The sequence below is a fragment of the Actinacidiphila sp. bgisy144 genome (assembly GCF_057708105.1).
In genome coordinates this window covers 21,888-42,155 of the sequence record NZ_JBYIRM010000043.1, presented here as the reverse complement: position 1 = coordinate 42,155, position 20,268 = coordinate 21,888, and the positions used below count along the sequence as shown (strand labels likewise).

The 20,268-nt window shown below is 73.9% G+C and carries 16 protein-coding genes; 12 read left to right on the top strand and 4 right to left on the bottom strand.

From position 1 onward, the window contains the following. Positions 1-60 precede the first annotated feature (60 nt). From AC3EVP_RS33305 to pspAB, 4 genes are all read left to right on the top strand, one after another. Entirely contained in the window at positions 61-1,221 is a 1,161-nt protein-coding gene (locus AC3EVP_RS33305; RefSeq protein WP_335976375.1) for a citrate synthase, read from the top strand. A gap of 139 nt (positions 1,222-1,360) precedes the next feature. Beyond that, positions 1,361-2,314 (top strand): quinone oxidoreductase family protein, encoded by a 954-nt coding sequence (locus AC3EVP_RS33300; protein ID WP_435136539.1) that lies wholly within the window; start codon positions 1,361-1,363, stop codon positions 2,312-2,314. 245 nt (positions 2,315-2,559) lie between these two features. Continuing rightward, positions 2,560-3,459 carry a zinc metalloprotease HtpX gene (gene htpX, locus AC3EVP_RS33295; RefSeq protein WP_335976372.1) on the top strand — a complete coding sequence of 300 codons (900 nt, stop codon included), beginning with the start codon at positions 2,560-2,562 and terminating at the stop codon, positions 3,457-3,459. After that, a complete protein-coding gene (gene pspAB, locus AC3EVP_RS33290) occupies positions 3,459-4,019 on the top strand; it encodes a PspA-associated protein PspAB (RefSeq protein ID WP_435136535.1) in 561 nt (186 codons plus the stop codon). Before htpX ends, pspAB begins: the two co-directional genes overlap by 1 nt. A gap of 1 nt (position 4,020) precedes the next feature. Here pspAB and AC3EVP_RS33285 read toward each other — a convergent pair whose 3' ends face one another. Both AC3EVP_RS33285 and AC3EVP_RS33280 read right to left on the bottom strand, forming a co-directional pair. Continuing rightward, on the bottom strand, positions 4,021-5,562 hold the full coding sequence (locus tag AC3EVP_RS33285) for an APC family permease (protein WP_335976367.1): 1,542 nt from the start codon (positions 5,560-5,562) through the stop codon (positions 4,021-4,023). Positions 5,563-5,701: 139 nt separating this feature from the next. Further along, positions 5,702-6,658, bottom strand: coding sequence for a hypothetical protein (locus AC3EVP_RS33280; RefSeq protein WP_435136531.1), 957 nt, complete (start codon positions 6,656-6,658; stop codon positions 5,702-5,704). A 263-nt stretch (positions 6,659-6,921) separates the two neighbouring features. On the opposite strand from AC3EVP_RS33280, the gene AC3EVP_RS33275 reads away from it, so the two are divergent. The 5 genes from AC3EVP_RS33275 (at position 6,922) to AC3EVP_RS33255 (ending at position 14,919) form a co-directional block, all read left to right on the top strand. Further along, positions 6,922-8,445 (top strand): NsdA family TPR-like regulatory protein, encoded by a 1,524-nt coding sequence (locus AC3EVP_RS33275; protein WP_435136528.1) that lies wholly within the window; start codon positions 6,922-6,924, stop codon positions 8,443-8,445. Between the two features lie 147 nt (positions 8,446-8,592). After that, positions 8,593-9,756, top strand: coding sequence for a CaiB/BaiF CoA transferase family protein (locus AC3EVP_RS33270; RefSeq protein WP_435136525.1), 1,164 nt, complete (start codon positions 8,593-8,595; stop codon positions 9,754-9,756). 110 nt (positions 9,757-9,866) lie between these two features. Beyond that, positions 9,867-11,081, top strand: coding sequence for an acetyl-CoA C-acetyltransferase (locus tag AC3EVP_RS33265; protein WP_435136522.1), 1,215 nt, complete (start codon positions 9,867-9,869; stop codon positions 11,079-11,081). A gap of 85 nt (positions 11,082-11,166) precedes the next feature. Further along, positions 11,167-13,353, top strand: coding sequence for a 3-hydroxyacyl-CoA dehydrogenase NAD-binding domain-containing protein (locus tag AC3EVP_RS33260; RefSeq protein WP_435136519.1), 2,187 nt, complete (start codon positions 11,167-11,169; stop codon positions 13,351-13,353). Between the two features lie 150 nt (positions 13,354-13,503). After that, complete coding sequence (locus tag AC3EVP_RS33255; protein WP_435136516.1) at positions 13,504-14,919, top strand: M1 family metallopeptidase; 1,416 nt, start codon at positions 13,504-13,506, stop codon at positions 14,917-14,919. Between the two features lie 34 nt (positions 14,920-14,953). Here the strand turns inward: AC3EVP_RS33255 and AC3EVP_RS33250 are convergent, their stop codons facing one another. Next, the gene (locus AC3EVP_RS33250; RefSeq protein ID WP_435136513.1) at positions 14,954-15,430 is read right to left on the bottom strand and encodes a macro domain-containing protein; all 477 of its coding nucleotides are present in this window, start codon (positions 15,428-15,430) and stop codon (positions 14,954-14,956) included. Between the two features lie 47 nt (positions 15,431-15,477). Next, positions 15,478-16,569 carry a fatty acid desaturase family protein gene (locus tag AC3EVP_RS33245; protein ID WP_435136510.1) on the bottom strand — a complete coding sequence of 364 codons (1,092 nt, stop codon included), beginning with the start codon at positions 16,567-16,569 and terminating at the stop codon, positions 15,478-15,480. A 291-nt stretch (positions 16,570-16,860) separates the two neighbouring features. On the opposite strand from AC3EVP_RS33245, the gene AC3EVP_RS33240 reads away from it, so the two are divergent. The 3 genes from AC3EVP_RS33240 (at position 16,861) to AC3EVP_RS33230 (ending at position 20,263) form a co-directional block, all read left to right on the top strand. Further along, complete coding sequence (locus AC3EVP_RS33240; protein WP_335976913.1) at positions 16,861-19,278, top strand: Tex family protein; 2,418 nt, start codon at positions 16,861-16,863, stop codon at positions 19,276-19,278. Positions 19,279-19,473: 195 nt separating this feature from the next. Further along, positions 19,474-19,656, top strand: coding sequence for a hypothetical protein (locus tag AC3EVP_RS33235; RefSeq protein WP_328472075.1), 183 nt, complete (start codon positions 19,474-19,476; stop codon positions 19,654-19,656). Between the two features lie 61 nt (positions 19,657-19,717). Then, positions 19,718-20,263: an MOSC domain-containing protein gene (locus tag AC3EVP_RS33230; protein WP_435136507.1), complete on the top strand. Its 546-nt coding sequence runs from the start codon at positions 19,718-19,720 to the stop codon at positions 20,261-20,263. Positions 20,264-20,268 lie beyond the last annotated feature (5 nt).

Genomic DNA, 20,268 nt, shown 5'->3' with positions numbered 1-20,268 from the left:
CAACGTTGACACGCTTGAATCAATCATGGACAGTCGCGTACATACCCAAGGAGGAACACCATGCCGACCACCGAGCCCAGCGCCCCGATCGACGTACCCCGCGGTCTCAAGGGCGTCGTCGTCACCGAGACATCCATCGGCGACGTACGCGGGGCCGAGGGCTTCTACCACTACCGCGAGTACTCCGCGGTGGAGCTGGCGCGCACCCGCACGTTCGAGGAGGTCTGGCACCTGATGTGCCACGGCGTGCTCCCCGACGCGGCGCAGCTGGCCGCCTTCCGGGCCCGTACGGCCGAGCTGCGGCACCTGCCGGCCGACGTCGTGGACGCGCTGCCCGCCATCGCCCGCTCCACCGCGCTGTCCGGGCCGCTCGCGGGCCTGCGCACCGCACTGTCGCTGGCGGGCGCGTCCGCCGGGTTCCGGCCGCTGTACGACATCGACCCCGAGCAGCGGAAGGCCGACGCGCTGGCCGCCTGCGCCGCCGTACCCACGCTGGTGACCGCGCTGCACCGGCTGGGGCAGGGCCTGGCGCCCGTAGAGCCGCGCGACGACCTGCCGTACGCGGCCAACTACCTCTACATGCTGACCGGGCGCGAGCCGGAGCCGGCCCGGGCGCGGGCGGTCGAGAGCTACCTGATCTCCACCGTCGACCACGGCTTCAACGCGTCCACGTTCACCGCGCGCGTGATCGCCTCCACCGGCGCCGACCTGGCCGCCTGCCTCGTCGGCGCCCTGGGCGCACTGTCCGGCCCGCTGCACGGCGGCGCCCCCAGCCGCGCCCTGGACACCCTGGACGCGATCGGCACCCCGGACCGGATCGACGCCTGGCTGCGCGAACGGGTCCTCGCGGGCGACCGCATCATGGGCTTCGGGCACCCCGTGTACACCACCGAGGACCCGCGCTCCCGGATGCTCAAGTCCATCGCGCGCGGCTTCGGCGGGGAACTGGTCGACTTCGCCCTGGAGGTGGAGGAGCGGGCCGAGGCGATACTCGCCGAGCTGAAACCCGGCCGCGAGCTGCACATCAACGTCGAGTTCTACGCCGGTGTGGTCATGGAGCTGTGCGGGCTGCCCCGGGAGATGTTCACCCCGACCTTCGCCGCGGCCCGGATGGTCGGCTGGAGCGCCAACGTGCTGGAGCAGGCCGAGGACAGCAAGATCATCCGACCGCTGGCCCGCTACGTCGGTCCGCCGCCGGCCCGCCCGGTGCCCGCCGCATGACCCGCGGACCCCACCGCGGCTGCGGGACCTGACCGGGTCGGGCGGAGTCGCGTGCGCCGCATACTGACCAGTCGGTAGTCTTTGCGGGCGAGCTCCCCGCCACCCGGCGGGGACCGCCCCACCCGGAGGAGTGGCGACCGTGCGCGCGATCCAGATCACCGAGTTCGGCGGCCCGGAGGTACTGCACCTCACCGAACTGCCCGAGCCCGTACCGCAGCCCGGCCAGATCCTGATCGACGTCGACTCCGCGGGCGTCAACTACGCCGACACCCACACCGTCGAGAACAGCTACCTGGCCGCCTCCTCGCTGCCCATGGTCCCCGGCGCCGAGGTCGTCGGCCGCACCGCCGACGGCCGCCGCGTCGTCTCCCTCACCGACAACGGCGGCTACGCGCAAAAGGCACTGGCGGCCGAGCACCTGGCCCACGAACTGCCCGACGGCGTCAGCGACGGCCAGGCCCTGGCCCTGGTGGTCCAGGGCGTCACCGCGTGGCACCTGCTGCGCACCTGCGCGCGGCTGGCCGAGGGCGAGAGCGTCGTGGTCCACGCGGCGGCCGGCGGCACCGGGTCGCTGGCGGTGCAGCTCGCCAAGGAGTTCGGCGCCGGCCGGGTGATCGCCACCGCCTCCACCGAGGAGAAGCGGGCCCTCGCCCTGGAGCTCGGCGCCGACGCCGCCATCGACGGCGCGCCCGAGGGCCTGACCGAGCGCCTGGTCGAGGCGAACGGCGGCCGCAAGGTCGACGCCGTCCTGGAGATGACCGGCGGCCCGGTCTTCGACGCCTCGCTCTCCGCCCTCGCCCCCTTCGGCCGCCTGGTCACCTACGGCATGGCCTCCCGCGTCCCGCCCACCCCCGTCGAGCCCGCCCGCCTGATGGGCCGCTCGCGCGCGGTCATCGGCTTCTGGCTCGCCCACTGCCTCGGCCGCCCCGGTATGTACCACGAGCCGCTGGACGAGCTGCTCGCCATGACCGCCGGCGGCCGGCTGCGCCCCCTGATCGGAGCGGTGCACCCGCTGGCCGACGCCGCCCGCGCCCACGAGGACCTGCGGGCCCGCCGCACCACCGGCAAGCTCGTCCTGGACGTGCGCGCCTGACCCGCGGGGTACGAGGGGCTTCGCGCACCGCGGGCTGTGGACTGAGGACTGTGGACTGTGGACCGGATTGTGGACTGGACTGTGGGCGACTCCACCCGAATGCCGCAGCGCCCGTGGAACCGGACGGGACGTCCGGAACGTTGCACCGTTGGGCAGGTAGCCGTCGGGCACACCTGTCCAGCACCCTAGGGAGCACGCGGGCCGCAGGCTTGCGACCCGCGCCCCCGCACCACTCGGGAGGGGCCATGCCACGTAACCGCTTCGCCCCCGACCGGGGACTGACGACCCGCATGGTCGTCACGATGTTCCTGATCGGACTGCTCTACGTCGTCTTCGTCGGCGTGCTGCTCGCCCTGCTGCACGGCGCCTGGCCGATGATCCTGATCATCGCGGGCGGGCTCTTCGTCGCGCAGTTCTGGTTCAGCGACAAGATCGCCGCCTTCAGCATGGGCGCCCGCGAGGTCACCCCCGAGCAGGCCCCCGAACTGCACGGCGTCGTCGACCGCATCTGCGCCCTCGGCGACATGCCCAAGCCCAAGGTCGCCATCGCCGACTCCGACGTGCCCAACGCGTTCGCCACCGGCCGCAACCAGCGGAACACGATGGTCTGCGCCACCACCGGCCTGCTGCGCCGGCTGGAGCCCGAGGAGCTGGAAGGCGTCATCGCGCACGAGATGTCGCACGTCGCGCACAAGGACGTCGCCGTCATGACGATCGCGTCCTTCCTCGGCGTGCTCGCCGGCGTGATGACCCGCATCGCGCTGTTCGGCGGCTTCCGGCGCAGCCGCGACCCGGGCAGCAACGCACTGATCGTCCTGATCCCGCTGGTCAGCGCGGTCGTCTACGCGATCAGCTTCCTGCTCACCCGGATGCTGTCGCGCTACCGCGAGCTGTCCGCCGACCGCAGCGCCGCGCTGCTCACCGGCCGCCCCTCGGCGCTGGCCTCCGCGCTCACCAAGGTCAGCGGGCAGATCGCCGCCATCCCCACCGAGGACCTGCGCCGCTCCCAGCCGTTCAACGCGTTCTTCTTCGCCCCCGCGCTGAGCGCCGGCGCCACCGCCTCCAAGCTGCTGTCCACCCACCCCACCCTGGAGCGGCGGCTGGAGCAGCTCGCCCAGATCACCCGTGAACTGGACCGCCGCTGATGGGACTGCTCGATGTGCTGCTCGGCCGCAGCAAGCCGGTCCGCCCCGACCTCGACCAGCTCTTCGGCCTGACCTCCGCCGCGATCACCCTCCAGGCGGCGAGCGACCTGCGCCCGACCGGCATGGGCGCGGTGTGCTTCGCCGCGGTCGAGGGCGGTGCGTTCGCCGAGACCCAGCAGGACCTGCGCGCCCTGCTGCCCTCGGTGGAGACCAGCCAGGACAGCTACGGCTACACCTGGCTGCTGTCCCGCCACCGCCCCGAGGAGACCACCGACCTGGTCACCGACCTGCACGCCATCAACTCCGCGCTCGAACAGCAGGGCTTCGGCCCCCAGCTGCTGTGCTCCCTGGTCAGCTTCGAGGACGCCGCCGGCCATCTGCTGGCCCTGGTGTACCTCTACAAGCGGGGCAGCTTCTACCCCTTCTGCCCGCTGCCCGGCGAGAAGCGGGACAACGCACTGGAGCTCCAGGTCAAGGCGCTGGTCGCCAACGACCTGCGGCTGGAGGAGGACCTGTCGCGCTGGTTCCCGGTCTGGGGAGCGCCGGGCCTCACCGGCTGAGCTACTGCGCCGGGCCGGCCGCCGCGGCTGCCTTCTCCAGCTGGAACGCCTCGTTGCCCTGGCCGATCCTGGCGTGCACCTCGGGGCGCCGGCTCCGCAGCACCGCGCCGTGCACCAGGCCGATCGCGGCGGCCAGCGCGATGATGCCCGGCAGTATCCAGCGCAGCCCGTGGCCCGGGTCGGCGCCCAGCAGCACCGCGAAGTCCTTCACCGAGTACCCGAAGATGACCAGCAGCCCGATCGCGGCCAGGCCCGAGGTCACCAGCCGCCAGCCCTGCACCGCCGCCGCGCCGCGCTTGACGAAGAAGACGATCACCGCGACCGCGGCCATGGCCATCAGCAGCACCACACCGAGCGCGCCCACGTTGCCCGCCCAGGTGAACAGCCGCAGCACCGGTGCCGTCGGGTCCGGGCCCTGCGGGCCGAACGAGCCGTGGTCGGTCACCGCGAAGACCGCCACCACCACCAGCGCCACCAGCGACTGGAGGAAGGACCCGGCCGCCGGGGCACCGCTGGCCTTCGACGTCCGGCCTACGGCCGCCGGCAGCAGGCCGTCGCGCCCCATCGCGAAGGCGTAGCGCGCCACCACGTTGTGGAAGCTCAGCATGGAGGCGAAGATCCCGGTGATGAAGAAGACGTTCAGGGTGTCGGTGAACGCGCCTCCCAGCCGGCTCTGGTTGAGCGCGAAGACCAGGTTCGCCGACTGCTCCCGCGACTGCCCGACCACATGCGCCGGTCCGGTGGCCACCGTGATCGCCCACGAGCTGAACGCGAAGAAGACCGTCGCGAAGCCGATCGCCAGGAACATCACCTTCGACACCACGCGGTGCGGCTCGCTGGTCTCCTCCGCGTAGACCGGCGCCTGCTCGAAGCCGACGAACCCGGCGATCACGAAGCACAGCGCGGTGCCCAGCCCCGCGCCGCTGAGCGTGCCGGGGTCGAAGGCGTGCAGCGAGACCCCCTGCGGTCCCGGGTCGCCGAGGAAGCTGATGTCGAAGACCACCGTGAGCAGGGTCTCCACCAGCAGCAGCACGCCCAGCGTCCTGGCGTTCAGGTCGATCTTCAGCGCGCCGAACACCGCGGTGACCGCCACCCCGCACAGCGCGGGAATCCACCAGGCCACCTGGTGGTGCCAGTGCTGGAAGACCTGCCCGGATATCTCGAAGCCGAAGATCCCGTAGGTGCCGATCTGCATGATGCTGTACGCGAACAGCGCGACATAGGACGCGCCCGCGCCCATGGTGCCGCCCAGGCCGCGGGAGATGTAGGCGTACAGGGCGCCCGCGTTGTGCACATGGCGGCTCATCTCCGCGTAGCCGAAGCTGAACAGCGCCAGCACCACGCCGACGATGACGAAGAGCAGCGGCACCCCGACGATGCCCATGGTGCCGAAGGTTGTCGGGATGACACCGGCCACCACCATCAGGGGGGCCGTCGCGGCCAGCACCGACAGCAGCAGGGCGGGCGCGCCGATCCGGCCCGCCCGCAGCGCGCGCTGCTCACCCTTGAACGTGTTGATCTCGTGCGGACTGCCCGTCAACATGCCTTCGGTTCCTTCCGGTACACGGTGGGAGGTGCGGATGGAGCACGGTCTGCCGGGGGGAGTGCGGGTGGTGCTGGGCGGCGCCCGGGGCGCGGGCGGGTGGGGCGACTTCCGGCCGATTCCGGTCAGTCCGTCCCGGTCACGACGGTCCAAAACCTAGGGCGTAGTTGCGTGCGGCGAGGAACGCCTTCTTGGGGTCGCGGTCCGGGTACGACCAGGGCACGCGGGTGGCGGCGGTGCCGATCCGGCTGAACAGCGAGGCGGCCTCCACGGTGTCGCCGACGTGGAACTTGCCGTACGCCACGTAGTTCAGGTCGACCGGAAGCCGCGGGTAGGGTGCCCCGTTCCACCCCAGCCACCAGTCGAAGCCGGTCCGGACGCTGTTGCGGGCCCGCGCGGTGGTCCAGTACGGCAGGCCGTCGGGCTCGGGCGGCAGCGTACCGGCCGCGGCCAGCACGCGGTACCGCTCCACCAGGGCGACCAGCGGCAGCGCGACCAACGGTGAGGCGGGACCCGCCTCACCGGCCGCCCAGTCGGCGAACTCGTACACCTCGTGGAACGGGTCGTCGCCCTCGGTCTTCTGACGTTCCGCCAGACATCGCGTCATCAGATAATGTGCGTGGTGGTGGCCGCGGTGCCGGCCGCGTACCTGGTCGAAGGCGCGCACCTGCTCGTCGTCGCTGCCGGTGTGCCGGGCCAGGACCAGCAGGAGCAGCCAGGGTGTCGGGTCGGCCGCCGCCATCCGCGCCACCCGCAGGCACTTCTCCCGCGCTTCCTCCGGCTTCTGCTTGCCGGCGATGGCCCGGAAGACCGCCGCGGCGGCGGCCAGCGCCGCGGCGTCCGCGCTCTCCGGCTCGGCGAGCCGCCACTCCTCCGCCCACGCGGCGGCCGACTTGCCCTCGCCGAGCACCACCAGGCGGTGGCCGCGGCAGTCCCAGTCGTCACCGGTGCCGGCCAGCAGGGTGCGGACCACGGTCCACCGCCCCTGATTGAGGGCCGCCCGCGCGGCGACGAGCTGCTGGTCGCCGAACGCGGGGTCGAAGGACATGCCGTCCTTGCCGCGGGAGAAGCGGAAGGGTGGGGGCGGTGGGGTCATCCGCGGGCAGCCCTCCACGGCGCACGTTACGTCCAGTGATCGCGAACAGCCAATCGGTATGCAACAGTTCAGGACAAGGGCGCACCTGTTGTCTTCGTGTAGTCCCGTATCGTTGCCGGAGTTTGGGAGCCGGACCGCGGCACAAGGCGCTGGGCCACCGGTCGCCCAACAGGTGCGGAACACGGCATAGTTGACATTCGAAAACCTGCTCACCGGGCGGCTGTCGCACGGCGAACCGGGTGAGTCCAGTGGGGACCAGGTGAATGGACGAAAGTAACGTGGCACGAGAGGGCACGCCCGCCGCGTCCACGCATCCACTCGCCTACGTGCGCCGCCGGCACGGCTGGAGCTACCAGGACCTCGCGCGGGTGATCGCCGACCACGCGCGGGCGCTCGGCGTCCCGATGGCCGCGCGGCGCGAGAAGGTGTGGCGCTGGGAGCACTGGGGCGTCGTGCCCGAGGCGGACAGCCAGCGCGCCCTCGCCCGCGCGCTCGGCGTCGCCCCGCGCGAGCTGGAGCTCCACCCGTGGCCCCAGTGGCTGCCCGCCCACACCGGGATGCCTGACGGCCTGTCATGGGACGCGGACGGCTCCCGCGCCGCCCTGGAGGCGCTCCTCGACGGCGCCGACGACTCCAGCGGCTGCGCGGTCGCCCAGGGCCACGCGCTGAGGAACGCGATCGCCGAGTGGGACACCGCCCTCGCGGCGCCGCCGCGGGAGCCGGTGGCCGTGCCGTCGCCGCCGGAAAGCGTGGTGGGCACCACTCTGCGGGGCCCTGGAGGCGCCGGCGCGCGGGCCGCCGGCCGCGCGGCCGTGCGGTCGGCCGACCCGGCCCGCGGCGGCCGCCCGGTGGTGCCGCGCCCCGCGCCGGGCGCCGTCCGGCGCACCCGGGTGCCCGAGCAGGCGGGGGCGCCGGGCGCCGTGGACAGCGGCGTGCTGGAGTGGCTGGAGGCCGGTGTGCTCGGGCTGCGGCGGCTGGACGACCGGCTCGGCGGCTCGGCCGTACGGCACCGGGTCGAGGCCGATCTGCGGCTGGTGCGCGGGCTGTTGGCGCGCCGCTCGCACAGCGCCGCCATCGAACGGCGCCTGCTGCGGACCGCCGCGGACCTCGCCCAGCTCGGCGGGCTGGCCGCCACCGACGGCGGCCGCTACGGCGCCGCCCAGCGCCACCACCTGACCGGGCTGCGGCTCGCCCACGCCGCGGGGGACCGGCCCCTCGCCGTCGCCCTGTGGGGCGGCATCGCCCTCCAGGCGGTGCTCACCGAACGGCCGCAGGACGCCGTCGCGGCGGCCGAGGCGGCGGTCCGGGCCGCGGGCGGCACCCCCTCGGCGGTACGCGCGCTGGCCGCGATCAGGCTGGCCCGCGCCCATGCCGCGCTCGGCGCCGAGGGCGCCTTCCGGCGGGCCGCCGCCGAGGCCGAACGCCGGCTGGCCGCAGCGGAGGACGAGGCCGGGGCCGACCGGGCCGCCGCGGCCGCGCCGCCGTGGCTCTACTGGCTGGACGGGCCCGAACTCGCCGCCCAGCAGGGCCTGGCGCTGCTCGACCTCGAACTGCCCTACGAGGCCCGCCCGCTGCTCGAACAGGCGCTGGCGATGCAGAACCCCTGCTTCGTCCGCAACCGCGCGCTGTACTCGGCGCGCACCGCCCACGCCCGCGCGCTGACCGGCGACCATGACGCCGCGCGCGCCCTGGCCCGTGACGCGGCGCGGCTGTCCCGGCACTGCGCCACCGCGGCCCTCACCCAGGCGCTCGACCTGGTCGCCCCCCTGCTCACCAGCCCGCGCTGAGCCGGCCGCCCGCCTGCCGTCGCGCTCCGGTGCTGCTCACCGACCGCGCCGCGGCCCGACCGGGCCTCGGCCCGGCCGTGGCGACGCGCTGAGCGAGCGCTCAGTCAGCCCTTGCCAAAACTGGAACACGTTCCTACCATCGCGGAAGTGACAGCAGAATCGCCGAACCCGGCCGCCGGTCCCGCACCCGGCCCGCTGGCAGGCGTGCGCGTCCTCGAACTCGCGGGCATCGGGCCCGGACCGTTCGCCGCCATGCTCCTCGCCGACCTGGGCGCCGATGTCGTCCGCGTCGACCGCCCCGGCGGCCAGGGCCTGGGCATCGACCCGGCCCTCGACGTCACCAACCGCAACAAGCGCTCCGTCCTGGTCGACCTCAAGGCCGAGGGCGGCCCGGCCGCCGTACTGGACCTCGCCGCCCGGGCCGACATCCTCATCGAGGGCTACCGCCCGGGCGTCGCCGAGCGGCTGGGCGTCGGCCCGCAGCCCTGCCTGGCCCGCAACCCCCGCCTGGTCTACGGCCGGATGACCGGCTGGGGCCAGGACGGACCGCTCGCCCCGACCGCCGGCCACGACATCTCCTACGTCGCGGTGACCGGGGCCCTGCACATGACCGGCGACCCCGACCGGCCGCCCGCCCCCGCGGCCAACGTCCTGGGCGACTACGCGGGCGGCTCCCTCTACCTCGTCACCGGGGTGCTCGCCGCGCTCCACCACGCCCGCGCCCACGGCCGCGGCCAGGTGGTCGACGCCGCCATCGTGGACGGCACCGCGCACCTGACCGCCATGCTCCACGGCATGCGCGCCGCCGGCGCCTGGCAGGACCGCCGCGGCTCCAACCTCCTCGACGGCAGCGCCCCGTTCTACGGCGTGTACGCCACCTCCGACGGCGGCCACATGGCCGTCGGCGCCCTGGAACAGCGCTTCTACGACCAGTTCGCGGCCCTGCTCGGCCTGCCCGCCGCCACCGCCGCCCTGCGCGACGACCCCGCCCGGTGGCCCGAGCTGCGCGCGGCCGTGGCCGCCTCGTTCCGCACCCGCACCCGCGAGGAGTGGACCGCCGTCTTCCACGGCACCGACGCCTGCACGGCCCCCGTACTGCCGCTCGGCGAGGCCGCGGAGCACCCGCACCTCGCCGCCCGCGGCACCCTGACCACATATGAAGGCGTGGTCCAGCCCGCCCCCGCGCCCCGCTTCTCGGCGACACCCGGGACGCTGCGCCGCGCTCCCGCGCTGCCCGGCGCGCACACCGCGGAGGTGGCCCGCGACTGGGGCGTCCCCGCGCCGGCCCGCGCCGACGACCCGCCCGGCTGACCCGCACCGCCGCCGTACAGACCCCCCGTACCAGGCCCGCCACAGGGCCCCCGCACCCGCATTGCCCACCCGCACCGCCCACCCGCGAACCCTCAACGAAAGGCACGACGTTGAGCACCGACGCCTACGTCTACGACGCCGTACGCACCCCGCGCGGGCGCGGAAAGGCCAACGGCTCCCTGCACGGCACCAAGCCGATCGACCTCGTCGTCGGCCTCATCCACGAACTGCGCCGCCGCTTCCCGAACCTCGACCCGGCCGCGATCGACGACATCGTGCTCGGCGTGGTCAGCCCGATCGGCGACCAGGGCTCCGACATCGCGCGCGTCGCCGCCATTGCCGCGGGCCTGCCCGACACCGTCGCGGGCGTCCAGGAGAACCGGTTCTGCGCCTCCGGCCTCGAAGCGGTCAACCTCGCCGCGGCGAAGGTCCGTTCCGGCTGGGAGGACCTGGTGCTGGCCGGCGGCGTGGAGTCGATGTCCCGCGTCGCGATGGGCTCCGACGGCGGCGCCTGGGCCATGGACCCGATGACGTCCATGGAGACCGGCTTCGTGCCCCAGGGCATCGGCGCCGACCTGATCGCCACCATCGGCGGCTGGAGCCGGCACGACGTCGACACGTACGCCTCGCTGTCGCAGGAGCGGGCCGCGCAGGCGTGGAAGGAGGGCCGCTTCGACCGCTCCGTCGTCCCGGTCGTGGACCGCGCCGGGCTGACCGTCCTGGACCGCGACGAGCACATGCGCCCGGGCACCACCCCCGAGTCGCTGGCCGCCCTCAAGCCGTCCTTCGCCACGATCGGCGACGCCGGCGGCTTCGACGCGGTCGCGCTCCAGAAGTACCACTGGGTGGAGCGGATCGACCACGTCCACCACGCCGGCAACTCCTCGGGCATCGTGGACGGCGCGGCGCTGGTCGCCATCGGCAACCGCGAGGTCGGCGAGCGCTACGGCCTCACCCCGCGCGCCCGGATCGTCTCCGCGGCCGTCTCCGGCTCCGAGCCGACCATCATGCTCACCGGACCCGCCCCCGCCTCCCGCAAGGCGCTGGCCAAGGCCAGGCTGAGCGTCGACGACATCGACCTGATCGAGATGAACGAGGCGTTCGCGGCCGTCGTGCTGCGCTTCGCCGCGGACCTCGGCGTCAGCATCGACAAGGTCAACGTCAACGGCGGCGCGATCGCGCTCGGCCACCCCCTGGGCGCGACCGGCGCGATGATCCTGGGCACCCTCATCGACGAACTGGAGCGCCGCGACCAGCGCTACGGCCTCGCCACCTTGTGCGTGGGCGGCGGCATGGGCGTCGCCACCGTCGTCGAACGCCTCTGACCGGGCCGCCCCCGCCCGGTCCCTGCCCAGTCCCGCCTCGCCCCCACCTCGCCGGACCAACCGGACCAACGGAGCTTCGAAGACCATGAGCGAGTCCACCACCATCCGCTGGGAGCAGGACGCCGACGGCGTCGTCACCCTCGTCCTCGACGACCCCGCGCAGTCCGCGAACACCATGAACGCGGCCTTCGCGGACTCCCTGGACGCCACCCTCGACCGCCTGGAAGCCGAACTCGACGGCATCCGCGGTGTGATCATCATCTCCGCCAAGAAGACGTTCTTCGCCGGCGGCGACCTGCGCGACCTGATCCGCGCCACCCCTGAGACCGCCGAGCAGGTCTTCACCGGCTCGCTGCGCATCAAGCGCCGCCTGCGCCGCCTGGAGACCCTCGGCAAGCCCGTCGTCGCGGCGATCAACGGCGCCGCGCTCGGCGGCGGCTACGAGATCGCGCTCGCCTGCCACCACCGCGTCGCCCTGGACGCGCCCGGCAGCAAGATCGGCTGCCCCGAGGTCACCCTCGGGCTGCTGCCCGGCGGCGGAGGCGTGGTGCGCACCGTGCGCCTGCTCGGCATCGCCGACGCCCTGCTCAAGGTGCTGCTCCAGGGTCGCCAGTACGCCCCGCAACGCGCCCTGGAAGCCGGCCTGGTGCACGAGGTGGCCACCGACCCCGACGACCTCCTGGCCCGGGCCCGCGCCTTCATCGACGCCCACCCCGAGGCCCGGCAGCCCTGGGACGAGCCCGGCTACAAGATCCCCGGCGGCACCCCGAAGAGCCCCGCCTTCGCCGCGAACCTGCCCGCCTTCCCCGCGAACCTCACCAAGCAGCTGGCCGGCGCCCCCTACCCGGCGCCGCGCGCCATCCTGGCCGCCGCCGTCGAGAGCTCCCAGGTGGACATCGACACCGCGTTCACCATCGAGGCCCGCTACTTCACCGAACTGGCCTGCGGACCGGTCTCGAAGAACATGATCCAGGCGTTCTTCTTCGACATGCAGGCCGTCAACTCCGGCGCCAGCCGCCCCGAGGGCGTGCCCGCCCGCCAGGTCGCCAGGGTCGCGGTGCTCGGCGCCGGCATGATGGGCGCGGGCATCGCGTACTCCTGCGCGCGCGCCGGGATCGACGTCGTGCTGAAGGACGTCACCCAGGAGGCCGCCGAGCGCGGCAAGGCGTACTCCGCGGGGCTGCTGGACAAGGCGCTCGCCAAGGGCCGCACCACGCCCGGCAAGCGCGAGGCGCTGCTCGCCCGGATCACGCCGACCGCAGACCCGGCCGACCTCGCCGGCTGCGACGCCGTCATCGAGGCGGTCTTCGAGGACGCCGCCTTGAAGCACAAGGTATTCCAGGAGATCCAGGACGTGGTCGCGCCGGACGCGCTGCTGTGCTCCAACACCTCCACCCTGCCGATCACGGCCCTCGCCGAAGGGGTGCGCCGGCCGGACGACTTCGTCGGGCTGCACTTCTTCTCGCCGGTCGACAAGATGCCGCTGGTCGAGATCATCCGCGGCGAGCGGACCGGCGACGAGGCGCTGGCCCGCGCCTTCGACCTGGTGCGGCAGATCCGCAAGACGCCGATCGTCGTCAACGACTCGCGCGGCTTCTTCACCTCCCGGGTGATCGGCCAGTTCATCAACGAAGGCGTCGCCATGGTCGGCGAGGGCGTCCCGGCCGCCTCCGTCGAGCAGGCCGCCGCGCAGGCCGGCTACCCGGCGAAGGTGCTGTCCCTGGTCGACGAGCTGACGCTGACACTGCCGCGCAAGATCCGCGCCGAGACGCGCGCGGCCGTCGAGGCGGCCGGCGGCACCTGGCGGGCCCACCCGGCCGAGCAGGTGATCGACCGCATGGTCGACGAGTTCGGCCGCACCGGCCGCTCCGGCGGCGCGGGCTTCTACGACTACGAGGACGGCCGCCGGACGCGGCTGTGGCCGGGCCTGGCCGAGCACTTCGGCAAGGCGGCGGACGAGCCCCCAGCGGTGGCCGGGTCGCCGCTGCGCGACATGCAGGAGCGGATGCTCTTCGCGGAGTCCCTGGACACCGTGCGGCTGCTGGAGGAGGGCGTCCTGACCTCCGTCGCCGACGCCAACATCGGCTCGGTGCTGGGCATCGGCTTCCCGGCGTGGACCGGTGGCGTGCTCCAGTACATCAACGGGTACGAAGGCGGCGTCGCCGGCTTCACCGCCCGCGCGCGGGAGCTGGCCGCCGCGTACGGGGAGCGCTTCGAGCCGCCGGCGCTGCTGGTGCGGAAGGCGGAGAGCGGGGAGCGGTTCACGGACTGACCCGGCGGGGCGTGGCGGGCCGCGGCGCTCGCGGTAAGGGCCGGTCGCCTGGCGCACGGGTCTTACCCTGCGTCCGGGCGGCTGGGGGCGGGCCGCTCCCGGCCGCCGCTCCGGGCGCGCGCCGGCCGGCCACCTCGTACGCTGGCCGGCGTGCGCCTACGCCTGCCGCCGCGCGCGGTCCCGCTGCTGCTCGCGGGCTGCCTGCTCGCCTGCGGCGTGTCCTGCACCGGCACCGGCGACCCCTCCGCCACCGGCGCCCCCGGTGTCGGCGACCGGCTCTTCCCCGACGCGGGCAACGGCGGCTACGACGTCGGCCATTACACCCTCGACCTGGACTACGACCCCGCGTCCGGGCAACTGCGCGGCACCGCCGTCCTCACCGCCACCGCCGACCGGCAGCTGGACCGCTTCGACCTCGACCTGGCCGGGCTCACCGTCCGGCGCGTCACCGTCGACGGCGCGACGGCCCGCACCAGCCGGAAGGGCGACGAACTGCGGGTCAGCCCCGCGCACCCGCTGCGGCCCGGCGCCCGTTTCACCACGACCGTCGCCTACCAGGGGGCGCCCCGGCTGCTGACCGACCCGGACGGCTCGCACGAGGGCTGGTTCCGCACCGACGACGGCGCCCTCGCCCTCGGCGAACCGGTCGGCTCCATGGCCTGGTTCCCCGGCAACGACCACCCGTCCGACAAGGCCGCCTACGACATCACCGTCACCGTCCCGCGCGGCCTCACCGCCGTGTCCGACGGCGAACTGGTCGCCACCCGCCCGGTCGCCGACGACCGCACCTCCTACCACTGGCGCAGCACCGCACCGATGGCCACCTACCTGGCGACCGTCGCCATCGGGCACTTCGACGTCACCCGTTCGACGACACCGGACAAACTGCCCCTGTACGTCGCGGTCGACCCGCGCTCCGACGACGCCGCGACCGCCGCGGCGCTGGCCCGCATCCCCGAGATCCTGCACTGGGAGCAGGGCCTGTTCGGGCCCTACCCCTTCGCCTCGGCGGGCGCCATCGTGGACCACCTGGCGCGCGGGCGGGTCGGCTACGCGCTGGAGACGCAGAACCGCCCGGTCTTCCCCGGCGACGGCCCGCCGCCCGCGGTCGACACGACCACGCTCGTGCACGAACTGTCGCACCAGTGGTTCGGCGACTCCGTCACCCCCGCCGCCTGGCAGGACATGTGGCTCAACGAGGGCTTCGCCACCTTCACCGAGTGGCTGTGGAAGCAGCACGAGGGCGGCCCGTCCCTCGACGCGAGCGCCGCCTCCGCCTTCGCCTCCGACGCCGACTGGGCCTTCCCGCCCGCCTCCCCGCCCCACGCGGCGGCCGTCTCCGCCGCGCCCGTCTACGGCCGCGGCGCCCTGGTGCTGTACGAACTGCGCCGCGCCCTGGGCGCCCCCGCCTTCGACCGGCTGCTGAAGCAGTGGCCGGCCGCGCACCGCCACGGCAACGCGTCCACCGCCGACTTCACCGCCTTCTGCGCCCGGTTCACCTCCCGCGACCTGCGGCCGCTCTTCGCCACCTGGCTGTACGGCACGGCCAGGCCCGCCCGCCTGTGAACCCGCGGCCCCCGAGCGGACCCGGGCCCGTACCTCACTCCTGGTCGTAGACCGTGACGCCCACCCCGCGCTCCACCAGCCGCGCGGTGACGAGCGGTTCGACGCGCTCCCACCGGCCCCCGGCCAGGCCGCACCCGACACGCGGCATGTGCACCGACGCGCCCAGCTCCAGGGCGCGGCCGCCCAGGGCCGCCAGCGCGCTGTCGATCGCCTCGTAACGCACCGGCACGCCCTTGCTGCCGGTGCGTATGCCGCGCTGTCCCACCATGTTGGCCACCCAGGTCCGGCGATCGACCCGGACGAGTTGGAGGGCGCCCAGCCCGAAGTCGTTGCGCGCCCGGTCGCGGTGCCAGCGCCGGTAGGCCGCCTCCGGTTCCGGCCAGCGGCGCGAGAGCGCCACCACGAACCCCTTGCCCCAGCCGCCGATGTCGTTGCAGACGTGCGCGATCACCTTGACGCCCTTGCCCCGAGGTGCGGTGGCGTCTCCCCGCACATACGTGATCTCCCCCATGCCCTTCACGCTAGCCGCCACCACTGACAGCGGGACCGGGCGCCGGTTCAGCGCAGCGGCTCGCCGACCGCGTGCATGTGGCCGAGCGCCTGCCGGTAGGACGCGACCAGCCCCGTCTCGGTGTAGGGGATGCCCAGGCGGGCGCAGTGCGCGCGGACCAGCGGCTGGGCCAGCCGCAGGTGCGGGCGCGGCATGCTCGGCACCAAGTGGTGCTCCACCTGGTAGTTGAGACCGCCCAGGAGGAAGTCGACGACCGGGTTGCCGCGCACGTTGCGCGAGGTGAGCACCTGGCGGCGCAGGTGCCCCCAGCGCGATCCCTCCTCTGGCATCGCCATCCCCTTGTGGTTGGGCGCGAACGCGCACCCCAGGTGCACCCCGAACAGCGCGTGGTGCAGCGCCGCGAACGCCACGGCCTGCGCCGGCGACAGCGCGGTCAGCAGCATCGCCGCGTACCCCGCCGTGTGGGCCACCAGCAGCCCGCCCTCCACCAGCCGCTCCCGGCGCGGGAGGCGCCGCAGGTCCTGGAAGCTGGCGACCTTCAGCGCCAGCCCTTCGAGCAGCAGCATCGGGAAGAACAGCCACGCCTGGTACTTCGTCAGGAAGCGGGCGAAGCCGCGCCGTTCGACCGCCTGCGCCCGCGTCCACACCAGGGCGCCCACCTCGACATCGGGGTCCTTGCCGACGTGGTTGGGGTTGGCGTGGTGCTTGTTGTGCTTGTCGGACCACCAGGCGGCGCCCATCCCCAGCAGCAGGTTCCCGTGCAGCAGCGCGATCGCGCGGTTCGCCCGCCGCCCGGCCGCGATCTGCTGGTGCCCCGCGTCGTGCCCGACGAAGCCGGAACGGGCCGACAGCACCGCCGCGGGCAGCGCCAGCGCCAGCACCCGCCACGACCCGGTGCCGCCGACGAGGAAGACCGCCGCCCACACCGCGGCGAACAGCAGCAGGTTCACCGTCATCGACACCGCGTAGTGCCCGCGCCTGCGCCGGAGCAGCCCGGCGTCCTTGATCTGCCGCAGCAGCGGCGCGAACTCGCTGCCCGCGGCCTGTTCCGGGGCCGTCGGACCGCCCTGCGGTACAGGACGCGGGACCGCGGGCACGACGGGCGGCGCGGCGGTCAGCGTACGGCTTTCGGGCGGCATGGACGCTCCTCGGGGCAGGCTCCCGTACCGCGTTGCCGCAGACGGGGAGTCGGGGTGGTGAGCGACCGCGACGGCCGCACCCCCGACGCTAGGAACCGCCGCCGCCCGCAACCATGGCGCCATCACCCGGCTTCCGCCGGGCGGGCCCCACGCCCCACCGGGGGATAACCCCACCCCCGCGGCCCCGCGCCCCGCGGGCGTTCGGGTGCTCCTGGCGTCCTTGGTGCGGCCGACTCCGTCCGGCACCGCCCGGCGTCTACGATGCAAGACACACGCGGGGCGGCGCGCGGGATGCGCCGCCCGGCAGGCGAGCTTAGGAGCGAGATCATCAGCGGCAACGTGTCGGTGGAAGCCAGGATCGCCGAGGAGCTTGGCGTACGCGAAGGACAGGTCCGGTCGGCGGTCGACCTGCTGGACGGCGGTGCGACGGTGCCGTTCATCGCCCGCTACCGCAAGGAGGCGACCGGCACCCTGGACGACGCCCAGCTGCGCACCCTGGAGGAGCGGCTGCGCTACCTGCGGGAGTTGGACGAACGGCGCACGGCCGTCCTGGAGTCCATCGACGCGCAGGGCAAGCTCGACGACGCGCTGCGCGCCCAGATCATGGCCGCGGACTCCAAGGCGCGCCTGGAGGACATCTACCTGCCCTACAAGCCCAAGCGCCGTACCAAGGCGCAGATCGCCCGCGAAGCCGGCCTCGAACCGCTCGCCGACGCCCTGCTCTCCGACCCGGGCCTGGACCCGCAGGCCGAGGCGGCCGGATACGTCGACGCGGACAAGGGTGTCGAGGACGCGGCAGCCGCCCTCGAAGGCGCCCGCGCGGTGCTGACCGAGCGCTTCTCCGAGGACGCCGACCTCGTCGGCGAACTGCGCACCAGGATGTGGAACCGCGGCCGGCTGATCGCCAAGGTGCGCGACGGCAAGGAGGAGTCGGGCGCGAAGTTCGCCGACTACTTCGACTTCGGCGAGCCCTTCACCAAGCTGCCCTCCCACCGGGTGCTCGCCATGCTGCGCGGCGAGAAGGAGGAGGTCCTCGACCTCACCCTGGAGCCCGAGGAGCCCGGCGACGGCCCGACCAGCTTCGAGCGGCGCATCGCCCAGCAGTTCGGGATCGCCGACCGGGGCCGGCCCGCCGACCAGTGGCTCGGCGAGACCGTCCGGTGGGCCTGGCGCACCCGCTTCCTGGTCCGCCTGGGCATCGACCTGCGCGTCCAGCTGCGGCAGGAGGCCGAGGACGAGGCCGTCCGCGTCTTCGCCGCCAACCTGCGCGACCTGCTGCTCGCCGCCCCCGCCGGCACCCGCGCCACCATGGGCCTGGACCCGGGCCTGCGCACCGGCGTCAAGGTCGCCGTGGTCGACGGCACCGGCAAGGTCGTGGCCACCGACACGATCTACCCGCACGCCCCCCGCAACCGCTGGGACGACTCCCTGGCCGCCTTGGCGCGGCTCGCCGCCGCCCACCGCGTGGACCTGATCGCGATCGGCAACGGCACCGCCTCCCGCGAGACGGACAAGCTCGCCGCCGACCTGATCAAGGCGCACCCGGAGCTGAAGCTCACCAAGGCGGTCGTCTCCGAGGCGGGTGCGTCGGTGTACTCCGCGTCGGCGTACGCCTCGGCCGAGCTGCCCGAGCTGGACGTGTCGCTGCGCGGCGCGGTGTCCATCGCGCGCCGCCTGCAGGACCCGCTCGCCGAGCTGGTCAAGATCGACCCGCGCTCCATCGGCGTCGGGCAGTACCAGCACGACCTGTCCGAGGTGAAGCTGTCGCGCTCCCTGGACGCGGTCGTCGAGGACTGCGTCAACGGCGTCGGGGTGGACGTGAACACCGCGTCGGTGCCGCTGCTGCGGCGGGTGTCGGGCATCACCGAGGGGCTGGCCGGCAACATCGTGGCGCACCGCGACGCCAACGGGCCGTTCCGCACCCGCAAGGACCTCAAGGGCGTCGCCAGGCTCGGCCCGAAGGCGTACGAGCAGTGCGCGGGCTTCCTGCGCATCCAGGGCGGCGAGGACCCGCTCGATGCCTCCAGCGTGCACCCGGAGGCGTACCCGGTGGTACGCCGGATCAGTGCGAGCGCGCAGACCGACATCCCGGCGCTGATCGGCAACGGCGCGGTGCTGCGCGGCCTGCGCCCGCAGGACTTCGTCGACGACTCGTTCGGCCTGCCGACCGTCACGGACATCCTCGCCGAGCTGGAGAAGCCCGGCCGGGACCCGCGTCCCGCCTTCAAGACCGCGACCTTCAAGGAGGGCGTGGAGGAGATGAAGGACCTGCGGCCGGGGATGCTGCTGGAGGGCGTGGTCACCAATGTGGCGGCCTTCGGCGCGTTCGTGGACGTCGGTGTCCACCAGGACGGCCTGGTGCACGTCTCCGCGCTGTCCGACTCCTATGTGTCCGACCCGCGGGACGTCGTCAAGCCCGGCGACATCGTGCGCGTGAAGGTGCTGGACGTCGACCTGCCGCGCAAGCGGATCTCGCTGACGCTGCGGCTCCAGGACGAGGCGCGGCCGCGCGGGGGCGACCGGCAGGGCGGGGAGCGGCAGGGCGGCGACCGGCGCGGCGGACCGCCGCGGCAGGGCGGCCGCGGCGGCAACGGAGGAAAGGGCGGCGGCCAGGGCAACGGCGGCCGGCGGGGCGGCTCCGGCCAGCCCGCTCCGAGCGGTGCGATGGCCGACGCGCTGCGCCGCGCGGGCCTGACCGGCGGAAAGTAGGGCCCGGGCTCCAGGCGCGCGCTCCTTACCGCCGCACCCCGTGCTGCCCCGACGGCCCCGCGATGTCTTGCCCGGTTTTTACCCGCCGGGTCTTGCGTCGCGGGGCCCCGGGAACCGCGGCGGCTCGCGGCGCGTTCCACTGGACAGGTACGGTGAGGACGCGGCGCGGGCCGCCGTGAGACGGAGGCGGGGACCATGACGAATCGCACGAAGGTCGCCATCGGTGGCGTGGTGGTCGGGCTGATCCTGCTCGCCTGGATTCCCTGGTGGGTGTTCTTCCTGGTCGTGATCGGCGTGCCGGCGGTCGCCTACTTCACGCTCGACTCCTCCCAGCGCCGCCGGCTGCGCCGCGTGAGCCGGCGGCAAATCGGTCGCTGAGCCCGGGCTCCCCCGATAGGGTGAAGCGTCGGGTCAGGGAATCCGATCGAGGGGACACCCCATGCTCAGCGCTTCTGTCCTGGCAGTCAGCCGAGATGCGAAGCACCGGTTCAGCAAGGCCAACCAGCACAGCATCCGGCTGCTGGCCGGACTCGGCGTCGAGGGCGACGCGCACCTGGGCGTCACCGTCCAGCACCGCTCCCGTGTCGCCCGGGACCCCAGCCAGCCGAACCTGCGGCAGGTCCACCTGATCCACGCCGAACTCTTCGACGAACTGCGTGCGGCCGGGTACGACGTGGCGCCCGGCGACCTCGGCGAGAACATCACGACCAGCGGTCTGGCCCTGCTCGACCTGCCCACCGGCACCCGGCTGCGCCTCGGCCCGGCCGCGGTCGTCGAGGTGACCGGCCTGCGCAACCCCTGCCTGCAGATCGACGCCTTCCGCAGCGGCCTGCTCAAGGAGGTCGTCGGGCGGGACGAGACGGGCGCGGTCGTCCGCAAGGGCGGCGTCATGAGCGTCGTGGTCGTCGGCGGCGTCGTACGGCCCGGGGACGCGATCGCCGTCGAACTGCCTGACCCGCCGCACCGCCCACTGGAAAGGGTCTGAAGCCG